The sequence below is a fragment of the Clostridium sp. YIM B02569 genome (assembly GCF_022320765.1).
In the GTDB taxonomy this organism is placed as follows: Bacteria; Bacillota; Clostridia; order Clostridiales; family Clostridiaceae; genus Clostridium; species Clostridium beijerinckii.
The window spans coordinates 126,035-137,056 of the sequence record NZ_JAKJJX010000016.1 but is presented as its reverse complement, the minus strand read 5'-3'; the positions used below and the strand labels follow the sequence as shown (position 1 = coordinate 137,056).

Here is an 11,022-nt window from a genome sequence, read left to right as displayed (position 1 = left end):
TTAAAAATAGTTTAGGAATCGGCTTTTTTATTTAACTGTAAAATTATTCAAGTAAAAATGCACTATTATAGTTTATAGTATATTTTACTAAAAAATGGCTGTATAAATCTACAGCCATTTCATATATGAATTGCAATTGTTAATCTTACTAATTTACAGTTTCCAGAGCCTTTTTTACTTTAGGAACTACATAGTGGCTACTACCTCTATCTTTAACATCTTCAATCATCATTACTACCAATAGATTATTGGGAGATTTATTAGTGGTCATCCCAACGAACCATCCTAATTCTGTACCATTATTATCATCCTGAGATGCTTTTATCTCCGCTGTTCCTGTCTTTCCAGCTATAGTTAACCCACTAGTATAAGCTCCATGACCTGTCCCACCTGAATTTTCTACTACTTGTATCAAATCTTGAAGTACCGTATTAGCTGAGTCTTTTGACACAACATTAGCTTTCCATACTTTGTTATCTGAATTATCCTTTTTCACAAGATATGGTGTTAATATATTTCCTTCATTTTGAAACATAGTGTAAAGCGCTGCTAGATGCACAGGATTTACCAAAACTTCACCTTGACCATACCCACTGTCTGCTAGTTGTACCTCAGATTTAAAATCCTTATCACTTGAATATTGTGAATTATATAATGGATATTCAAATGGAATTTTATCAACAAATCCAAAGCTATTTAACTTATCTCTAAGTACATCCTTTCCAATATCTAAGGCTGCCTGAGCAAAGTAGATATTATCAGAATAAACAAGTGCATTCGATAGATTTGACGGTCCTTTATAATCGCTTACTCTTGTAACTGAGTAATTTCCCCAACTGCTATCCTTCTTCCAGCTAAGGCCAGTTATATTTTTATTTGCATTTGGATCTATCTTTTTTGTATCTAAACCAATAACCGCAGTAATTGGCTTAAAGGAAGATCCAGGCACTAATGTTGCCTGAAATCTATTATACATAGGTTTTTTAGGATCATTATTCAAACTATTCCACTCATCACCTGACATACCTAAAACAAAATCATTTGGATTAAATGCAGGTGTGCTAACCAACGCTAAAACCTCTCCTGTATTAGGATTCATAGCAACTGAAGTTCCTTTATCACTACCAAGCTGACTATATAATAAACTTTGCAGATTGCTATCAATTGTTAATTTTAAATCCGTACCGTTTTTAACATCTTTTGTTATAATTGATTTTTTCTTTTCGCCCTGAATACTTTGAATATATATTTCAGCACCATCAATTCCCCTCAATGTATCTTCGTATGTTTTTTCAAGTCCTGATTTACCAATTGTAGAATTTTCAGTATACTCCTCGCCTTTGTGTTTGTCCAATTCATCAGCATTTATAGTTTGTACATATCCTGTTAGATGTGCTGCCTGCTCTCCTAAAGGATAAACTCTTGCATCTTTATCATTAATTTTAACTCCTGGAATTTTAAGAAGGCTCGGAATTCTCTCATCACCATATGGTATTGCCTTTACCGGAATAAACATATCTGGTTTAACATATGATGCATTTAGTTGACTGTTTATATAATCAACAGTTATCCCTAATACTTTTGAAATTTCATCAATTGATTTATCTTTGTTTTCACCTAAGTTTCCTGGAACAATTCCAACGTTAGATGAAAAAGAATCTGTTGCCAGTTTAACTCCATTTCTATCTAATATGTCTCCTCTTTTAGATTTTATTATTTTAACTCTTATTTTGTCGCTATCAGCTAAGTCCGGGAATATTGCTTGAGAATTCCACATTAAAGCATAATCCTTTCCAATCTTCCTACTCATAGTTGCACTATTTGAAAATTCTAATTTTCCACATATAGTATCCATGCTGGTTTCATAATCTACGGTAGCTTTATCACCATCTTTTTTTACATTTTTTACATAGATTTCAATATTACTAGCACCAATACCTTCATAAATATTTTTGTTCCTTGTAATAAAATCATCTTTGGACATCTTTTGTATAATTTCACCATCTGCCAAATCATACATTTTTTCATATTCTTTTGAATTTAATAAGCTAAAGTACTCCAGTAATTTATTTTCCGGTTTGTGTGTCTTATTGTAAAAAAAGAAAGCAGCTAAACTAATAATAAATGGAATTACTACTATTCCTGCGCCAATTAATATATAAATATTTTTCTTTTTATCCATAAAATCCAACCTTCTCTATCTTAAATCTATCAGTAAATTATACCATATAAATGTATATCTTTACATCTCGAATTCCACATTATTAAAATATAAAGAGAGACTACTTTTATATTTTCGCAATCTCTCTTAATCTAATATATATTTATATAATTCACTTATTTTTCAAGCATAAAAGTATTATCTTCGTATAACTTCTACTTTATATCCATCTGGATCAGTCACAAAATAATATCCTGTTTTTTCTCCTGGTAATCCTTTCAAAGGCGTAACTTCGTATCCTAGTTCTATATGTTTTTCTCTCATTTCTTCTAAGTTTTCAACACCTATTGCAGTATGGCTGAATCCATTTCCTAAATCGTATTTTTCAACACCATAATTATAGGTAAGTTCAATTTCATATCCCCCCATCTCATTTGACAAATAAACAAGGGTGAATTTATGTTCTGGGAAATCTTTTCTTCTAGTCTCTATAAGACCTAGTGCATCTCTATAAAACTTTAAAGATTCCTCTAAATTTTCAACTCTAATACAAGTATGCAACATTTTTACTGACATTTCAGTTCCTCCTTAATTTAAATAATTTTATAATTTATTTGCATCAATAGTATATATTTCTCTATACAACATTACTTTGCATTTATATACACTAATTTCTTATATTAATATACCACATAAAATGCAAATAATAAAATAGTTTCCTATTCCTAAAATAAAGTAAAAATTACCTTTAACTATTTTCATAATTAGAAAAATATAGCATAATGTCAAATTATAGTTTATAATATTATGATGTATTTATTAAACACTAATTGAAAATTCAATTATCATTTGAATTTTCAATTAAAATTAATTAGAATTACAAATTTATAATAATTATCAAGGAGGCAATATTTCATGAAATTACTAAAATATATGCTTATTTTTATTCCAATAAGCTTTATAGCAGAATTTGTTATGCATGTATCTCCATCAATAATGTTTATACTTGCAGCATTATCTATAGTACCACTAGCAGGACTTATGGGTGAAGCAACTGAAGAAATTTCATTCTACTCAGGCCCTAAGATTGGCGGTTTTTTAAATGGCACTTTCGGAAATGCAACAGAACTAATAATATCATTTTTTGCTCTTAAAGAAGGCCTTTTTGATGTTGTAAAATCTTCTATAGCTGGGTCTGTAATCGGCAATATATTGTTAGTACTTGGTGCTAGCATGCTTGCTGGGGGGCTAAAACATAAAACTCAGACTTTTAACAAAAAAGTAGTTGAAGTTTCTTCAAGTATGTTACTATTTGCTGTTGTTGGCTTGTGTGTACCTGCTTTATTTACCCATACTGTGGACCCAACTCTTTTGAATACTAGATATGAAGGGTTAAGTATAATAGTTGCAATAGTAATGCTTTCTATTTACATTTTAAGTCTTATTTTTTCATTCTTCACTCACAAAGATATTTATACAGTTTCTAATCAAGAAGAAGGTAGTGCTAAATGGACATTAAAGAAAGCAATATCTGTATTAGTTATTGCTACAGTTCTAGTGGCTATAGAAAGTGAATTCTTGGTAAGTGGAATAGAATCTATAACTTCAAGCTTAGGACTTAGTGAATTTTTCGTTGGTATTATTTTAATCCCTATTATAGGAAATGCTGCCGAACATAGTACTTCTGTTGTAATGGCAATGAAGAATAAAATGGACGTTGCTTTGGAAATAGCTATTGGCTCAAGCTTGCAAATTATATTATTTGTAGCACCAGTATTAATATTCTTAAGTTTATTATTCACTCCTATGAGTATTGTTTTCAATGAATTTGAACTGATTGGCCTTATTGTTGCTGTATTAATAGCTAATAGAGTTTCCAACGATGGAGAATCAAATTGGTTGGAAGGAGTTCAACTCCTTGCTGTCTATTTAATAGTTGCCGCATCATTCTTTATTTTGTAAAATTCAAAAAATAATCTAATTCCATTTTAATGCAATACCTCATAATTTCTTATTTATAAAATTATGAGGTATTATTTTTATAACCACTTATTTTTCTTGAACCATACACCACATAACACAACTACGCTGACACTTATTGAAATCACAAAGGGATATCCATAACTCCAACCATATTCCGGCATATTAAAATTCATTCCATACCACCCTACTATAAGAGTAAGTGGCAAAAATATAGTCGTGACCACCGTGAATAACCTCATTAATTGATTTTGATTTATGTCAACTTGAGCTTGATATGCTTCCCTTACTTGAGTAACATAATCTCTAAGATTATTCACATTCTGATATAGTCTATTAATACGATTAGTGAACATTCTAAAGTATCTTATTATTTTTTTATCAATTAATCCATTATCATTTTCTTCTATAGATTCTGCAATATTTAATAATCTTTCATAATACCTCTTCAATTTTAATAATTTTTTTCTCAACATAATAATCTTCTTTAAGTAATTATCATTCTTTGAAGTCATTAAGCCTTCTTCAAGTGCTGCAATTTCATATTCAAGTTCTTCAATATGATAAGTGTCCTCAAATGTAAGTTTATCAAAAAATGCATATAAAAGCTTGCTAAGATTCAATCCTTTAATCTCACCCGTTTTACTCTTAGAAATCACCTCTTCTAGAATATCATTTCCATCACTTATAAATACAAGTACGTTTTTCTGAAGAAACATACTTACTTTTTTTGATTGTTTTAATACATTATTAATTATAGGAATCTTTAAAGATATGTAATCTAGACCTTCATAACTTTCAAATTTAGATGTTCTTCCATTCATACAATCATATAATAATTTTTCGTTTATATTGAGGATGTCCGAAACTGATTTAAGTTCATCAAATTTGATGACAACAACAAATAATTTATTATTATTTGTTGTAATACTTTCCATTTTATCACTTTGTAATATATCATTCTCTAAAACATAGACCATTTTTAATCTCCTAAGTATAAATTTATTATATTTTAACATATTATCATAATCATTTCATCATATCCTTAAACTTCATAATGATTCGTTAATTAAAATTCGTTTATCGTTATGATACTTAAATTTTAACATCATAAATATTCTCCTTATTTAATTCCAAATCAATAATCTAAAGCTACTTGTAATTTTTGAATTATTATTTTAAATTTTGTTATATGGTTAGTTTACTATATAAAATTTATATTTCTGCACATAATATAATTAATTTAGAAGGGAGGCTTTTTAATGCGAAAAAGTACAAAAATAGCAATAATTGTGGTAATAATCTTGATAGTCGTAGGTATTCCTATAAGTAGTTATAATAATCTAGTTTCTTTAGAACAGACTGCCAATTCTGCATCTTCAAATATTGACACTCAATTGCAAAGAAGATCGGATTTAATTCCTAATTTAGTTAATACAGTTAAAGGTTATGCTACACAAGAAAAATCCATATTTACTGATATCGCTAATGCAAGAAGCAGATTATCTGGTGCAACAAATATACAGGATCAAGCTGATGCTGATAATCAACTTTCCGGTTCCCTTTCAAGACTATTGGCTATAGTTGAAAATTATCCAGAATTAAAATCTAATCAGAATTTCAGAGATCTATCAGTCCAGTTAGAAGGAACAGAAAATAGAATTGCAATAGCGCGGCAGGATTATAATACTGCTGTAACAAATTATAATACTAAAAGAAGAAGTTTTCCAAGTAATATAGTATCTTCATTATTTGGTTTCCAAGAGAAACCACTCTATAAAGCTAGCGAAGGCTCAAAAGAGGTTCCTTCAGTAGATTTTACAAAATGATAGAAAAATTAATACATAAATCTTTAAATTCATTATTAAGCTTTCTTCTTTTAGTTGTTTCTTCAATTTTCCTCATTTCAGCAAGTGCTGAAATTAAAGTTCCTTCTCCTACATCTTACAAATATTTAAATGATTATGTACATATAGCTAGCGAGACTGAGGTGAATGGCATACTCTCTATAGGAAAGGAATTAGAAGACAAAACTGGCGCACAAGCTGTTGTAGTTATTATAAACTCAACTAATAATATACCTATTGAAGACTATGCTAATACTCTTTTTAGATCATGGGGCATCGGAGAAAAAGGTAAAGATAACGGCTTATTGGTTCTTTTGGCGTTAAATGATAGGGCATGGAGAGTTGAAGTTGGCCGTGGACTTGAAGGTGCTATTCCAGACGTTTTAAGTAGCAGAATCATGGAATCAGTTGCTAAGCCTAGTTTTATAGAAGGAAAATATGGTGAAGGTCTACTTAATTCTTATAGTACTTTTTGCGATTATATAGCAAAAGAGTATAATATCACTCTGGATAAATCATTAAATATCTCGGAAAAAAATACAAATACTATTAAATCTAATACCGGAACTAAGGTGTTTGGAAGTATAGTGCTAGGTCTGCTATTGCTAGATATTATCTTTAATAAAGGTAGAATTTCTTTTTCACTACTTCAGATTATTTTCTGGAGTAGCATCTTTAGAGGCCGTGGTCCCAGAGGTGGATCATCAGGAGGAGGTTTTGGTGGCTTCGGTGGTGGCTCTTCTGGTGGTGGTGGCTCTAGTGGAAACTGGTAGAACCACCCAAACCATAAAATAAAGGTATTCTTCTAAACGATATTTTATAGTTTTCTTAATATCAGTAGTAATATTTTCCTGAGATGTTTATCTATCATGATTAGGGTTATTACTAACCTTATTTATCGCAGTTGTAACTTGTACTATTATATCAGTTTCAACTTGTTGTTTAGTACTTTCTATTTTGGCCATTATCTTTCCTAAAGGTGTTGCCACATAGTACGGTTTTAAATTGTTAAGAGAAAGTGTGAAGATGTCCCTTTTACATTTATCGCATTTACATCCATCTGTTTTGGCTAACAAGATTTCCATATACTCCTTAACCCATATTTCCATATAATTAATAACATTCTCCATTATGTTTTCTCCTTAATATTAAAGTCTTAAGCATTATCTAATCTTTACCACTGACAATGAGATTGTACCACAATTTTCTAACAGAACAATTATATCACTAATCTTAGAATATTTTAACCCTTATAAAATCATTTATCTGTATTTAGAGCAATAAAAGATGAGTTCTGCTAAACTCATCTTTTATTGCTTTATACTAGTTAGTTTACTCACTATTCAAAAATATTTTACACAACATTTATTCCTTTTTAAGAATTTTAATTTGATCTATATAATTAAGTATGTCTAGGTAACAATCACCCTTTTTCTGTATGCTATATACTAGGTTTTGTAATTGCTGATTTTCAGTTCTTGATTTCTCAACTAAATTAGTTAAATTTACTGATATCTCCTTTATTCCATGTAAATTATTCTTTTGAGAGTCCTGAACTCCTTGTACATGTTTATATACTTCTGATTCAGCATCTACTATTTTATCTAGTATAGATGAAGAACCTTCTATAATGTTAGTTGTTTTATTTATAACTTCAGTTCCTTCGTTAGATTTACTAGATAATTGCTCCATTGATTTTGTCAAATCATCTAAAGAATTCATAATATCTTTAGCATTTTTCTGAGTATCAACAGAAAGTTTTTTTATTTCATTAGATACAACAGTAAACCCTTTTCCAGCTTCACCAACTCTAGCTGCCTCAATAGCTGCATTCAATGATAATAAATTTGTTTGCTGAGCAATTCCATTTATAATATTAGCAAAGCCTTGAATACTGTTATACTGATTTTGTATCTCTGAAATTAAATTGATAAATTCATCAAAAACCTTAGAAACTGTGCCGACCTGATTTATTAATTCATTAAAATCATTTCTTGCATTATCTATTTCTTTTTGAGAATTATCAAGACTAAGAAAAACACCCTGTACAAGATTTTCTGTCTTATCACTATTGTTAGATAAAACTTGTAAATATTCATTAACATTTTCTGTTTGCTTAGTCGTATATTCAGTACCTTTAAGAAGTCTATCCAGCCCGTACGTCATATTTCCTTCTTCATTAATAACTGTTTTTATATTATTTTCTATTATAGATGTTAACTCCATAACTTCATTCACATATAGGAAGCATTCTTCTTTCTCATTACGGTTAACTTCATTTTGATTTTGTATAGTGCTTATTTCTTTACTTTTAAATTTAAACATATTAATATCCCCCTTTATTCAACTGCTAATATTACCATAGTTTGATTTACGTGCTTTTTATAAAATTGCTCTCCATAGCTTACAAATCCAGCAGTATTAGGGCAGAATGAAAGTAGTTCTTTATCTATTGCTTTCCAAATATTATCTTCTTGAAACTTCAAACTTCTTAATATACAGTTTATTGACAACATAAAGCTAGGTTTAAATCCAATCTTCTCAACTGTATTTCTTACTTGGCTTATTGGATCAACTGGTTTTAGAACCTCAACAAAGGTATTCGACATAACCTGGCAATAAAATGTGATTGATTTGTCCGGGTTTACTTTCATAGGAGAAGATATAAAAATTTCATCTTCATACATTTTTCCTAAAGGATTATTCATAAAATAATTAGGAAGATCACTTTCTTTTACATTTAAAACTCTTGCATATTCAATGCTAGCTGGAACTTTATTGAATGTCTTTATCGTCCTACTTATAGGGTCGGCTTCAGTTACTAATAGTCTTTGTCCCATTGGTATATATATATTTTCTTTTATTATAGTAGTTCTTCTTTTTGTATTAAAGAAAATCATTACACTATGAACACGCTTTTTACCTATAAATATGAATGTTTCTTTAAACTTAAGATTATCTCCAGCACTTCCACCTATGACTTTAAAATTATCATCTACAAAATAGAGGGTACCTATAATACTTTCTTCCATTCCAGTTAGACCATCGCATAATAAAAGTGAAAAAGCATTCTTGTTAGTTTTAATTTTTTCATAAGCCCCTTTTAAATTATTCACACTTTTTATTGGTGGATAAAGTATCTCTACAACTTCACCATCACAAATATCATATTGAAATCCAGAAATAACTCCATCTTCATAACCATTTCTTCCATACTCTCCAGACGTAGAACAAAGTATAACATTTGAAGATACTAATGTTGATAATTCTGTAACATTTTCTACATTTGAAAATATAACAAATCCTATATTAGAATTATTATTTATAAAATTTGACGCTTCTTGTACGTTTGAAAACATTAACTCTCTCATAATCTTATCCCCACCCTTAATTTTTTCTTAAATGTAAAAATTTTCTCAATTTTCACTATAATTATATCCAATTTTTCTACAAAATACAATCACACAATTATTCTCTCATTAATTAAATTTATTGTATAGATTTAACTAAATAAAAACTTAAATATTTATATATACAAATTAAAAAAACTTAAAATAAAAGATATAAATTCAAAATGAGCAGCGCTTAATTTGAATTTATATCTTTTGATTATTAACATATTCTATATTAATAAATTTTATCTCCATCGTTTCATAACTAATTTAATTAGTTCCTGTTTCTCATTTGATTTAGGATCTTCAATTACAATATCCAACAAATGATTTAAGATTTCACCAATTTCTTTTCCTTTATTAAATCCTAAAGACAATAAATCTCCACCATTGATTTTCAAATTTTTTAAAGTAAAACATTCATCTTTATCAATTATTTTATTAAGAATATTTTCGGCCTCATCTAAATTTATTAAATGTTTTTTAGAGTTTTTGGACTCCTGAGCAAGTATATCCGCTCGCTTAATCTTAATTAGATCTTTAAAAAGATCTATACCTATTTCTCTTAATAGTTTTTTTATAGATACTTTATTATCCATCCTATAGTCATGATACTGTATAAGAAGTGTAACTTTATTAATTGTATTATTATCATATTTCAAATATTTTAATATTTCATTGGCTATTCTTGAGGATTCTTTTGAATAAGAACCGCAATGCAAATTGTCATTTTCATCAGTTCTTATTGTGCAAGCCTTTCCAAAATCATGAAATAGCATACTCAATTTCAAATATATCTGGGATTCTACAGTTTCAGTTGCTATAATTGCATGATTATATAAATCATGTGAATGGCAAGAATTGTTTTTATTAAAATTATAGATTTTGGTTATTCCTGGAACTATGTATTCTAAAATTCCACATTCCCTCAACATTTCTATTTTTCTTGGATCATTAAGTAATATCTTATTAAATTCTTCTCTTATTCTCTCTTTTGATATATTTCTTATATTATCTTTAAGTTCTTTTATTGAATTTAGTGTTAACCTATCAATAGTAAAATCTAGTTGGGCAGAAAACCTAATTGCCCTAAGCATTCTTAATGCATCCTCGCCAAATCTTTTTCTAGGTTCACCTACAGTTCTTATTACCTTTTCATCCAAATCCTCTATCCCATTAAAATAATCTACTAATCCACTTATATTATTATATGCCATTGAATTAATGGTAAAATCTCTTCTCGCCAAATCTTCCTTTAAAGAACTCACAAACTTAACCTCTTTGGGATGTCTATTATCTTCATATTCACCATCTGATCTATAAGTTGTAATTTCATAACTCTCTTTATTTAACATTACTGTAACTGTTCCATGCTTTAATCCAGTTAATATAACTTTATCAAATAACTCCACTACTTCTAGTGGCTTAGCATTAGTTGTTATATCCCAGTCTTTAGGTTCTTTTCCTAGAATACAATCTCTAACACATCCTCCAACCATATAAGCCTCATATCCATTTTCTAATAACCTATCAATGATTAATGCAACATTTTTAGGCATCTCTATATTTTTATTCAATATTTCACCTCCAAACTTATCATTCTTATCAAAATAAATTTATCTTTATCTAATAAAAACGAGCT

At 28.8% G+C, this 11,022-nt stretch carries 10 protein-coding genes; 3 read left to right on the top strand and 7 right to left on the bottom strand.

Annotated features, from left to right (window positions below; all coding sequences use genetic code 11):
* Positions 1–148: 148 nt before the first annotated feature.
* Positions 149–2,182: a penicillin-binding transpeptidase domain-containing protein gene (locus L3B96_RS15830; protein WP_238948039.1), complete on the bottom strand. Its 2,034-nt coding sequence runs from the start codon at positions 2,180–2,182 to the stop codon at positions 149–151.
* A 177-nt stretch (positions 2,183–2,359) separates the two neighbouring features.
* On the bottom strand, positions 2,360–2,737 hold the full coding sequence (locus L3B96_RS15825; RefSeq protein ID WP_238948038.1) for a VOC family protein: 378 nt from the start codon (positions 2,735–2,737) through the stop codon (positions 2,360–2,362).
* Positions 2,738–3,076: 339 nt separating this feature from the next.
* On the opposite strand from L3B96_RS15825, the gene cax reads away from it, so the two are divergent.
* Positions 3,077–4,123, top strand: a complete 1,047-nt coding sequence (gene cax, locus L3B96_RS15820) for a calcium/proton exchanger (RefSeq protein ID WP_023975045.1) — start codon at positions 3,077–3,079, stop codon at positions 4,121–4,123.
* A 77-nt stretch (positions 4,124–4,200) separates the two neighbouring features.
* Here cax and L3B96_RS15815 read toward each other — a convergent pair whose 3' ends face one another.
* Positions 4,201–5,121, bottom strand: coding sequence for a CorA family divalent cation transporter (locus tag L3B96_RS15815; RefSeq protein WP_023975046.1), 921 nt, complete (start codon positions 5,119–5,121; stop codon positions 4,201–4,203).
* Between the two features lie 282 nt (positions 5,122–5,403).
* On the opposite strand from L3B96_RS15815, the gene L3B96_RS15810 reads away from it, so the two are divergent.
* Both L3B96_RS15810 and L3B96_RS15805 read left to right on the top strand, forming a co-directional pair.
* The gene (locus tag L3B96_RS15810) at positions 5,404–5,970 is read left to right on the top strand and encodes a LemA family protein (protein ID WP_012058128.1); all 567 of its coding nucleotides are present in this window, start codon (positions 5,404–5,406) and stop codon (positions 5,968–5,970) included.
* Positions 5,967–6,761 carry a TPM domain-containing protein gene (locus L3B96_RS15805; RefSeq protein ID WP_077829532.1) on the top strand — a complete coding sequence of 265 codons (795 nt, stop codon included), beginning with the start codon at positions 5,967–5,969 and terminating at the stop codon, positions 6,759–6,761. The genes L3B96_RS15810 and L3B96_RS15805 overlap by 4 nt, the downstream gene beginning before the upstream one ends.
* Before the next feature lie 87 nt (positions 6,762–6,848).
* Here the strand turns inward: L3B96_RS15805 and L3B96_RS15800 are convergent, their stop codons facing one another.
* The 4 genes from L3B96_RS15800 to L3B96_RS15785 all read right to left on the bottom strand — a co-directional run bounded on the left by L3B96_RS15800 (position 6,849) and on the right by L3B96_RS15785 (position 10,957).
* Positions 6,849–7,118, bottom strand: a complete 270-nt coding sequence (locus tag L3B96_RS15800) for a late competence development ComFB family protein (RefSeq protein WP_012058126.1) — start codon at positions 7,116–7,118, stop codon at positions 6,849–6,851.
* A gap of 235 nt (positions 7,119–7,353) precedes the next feature.
* Complete coding sequence (locus L3B96_RS15795; RefSeq protein WP_238948037.1) at positions 7,354–8,313, bottom strand: methyl-accepting chemotaxis protein; 960 nt, start codon at positions 8,311–8,313, stop codon at positions 7,354–7,356.
* A gap of 14 nt (positions 8,314–8,327) precedes the next feature.
* Positions 8,328–9,359: an FIST N-terminal domain-containing protein gene (locus L3B96_RS15790; protein ID WP_238948036.1), complete on the bottom strand. Its 1,032-nt coding sequence runs from the start codon at positions 9,357–9,359 to the stop codon at positions 8,328–8,330.
* Positions 9,360–9,625: 266 nt separating this feature from the next.
* A complete protein-coding gene (locus tag L3B96_RS15785) occupies positions 9,626–10,957 on the bottom strand; it encodes a polynucleotide adenylyltransferase (RefSeq protein ID WP_238948035.1) in 1,332 nt (443 codons plus the stop codon).
* Positions 10,958–11,022 lie beyond the last annotated feature (65 nt).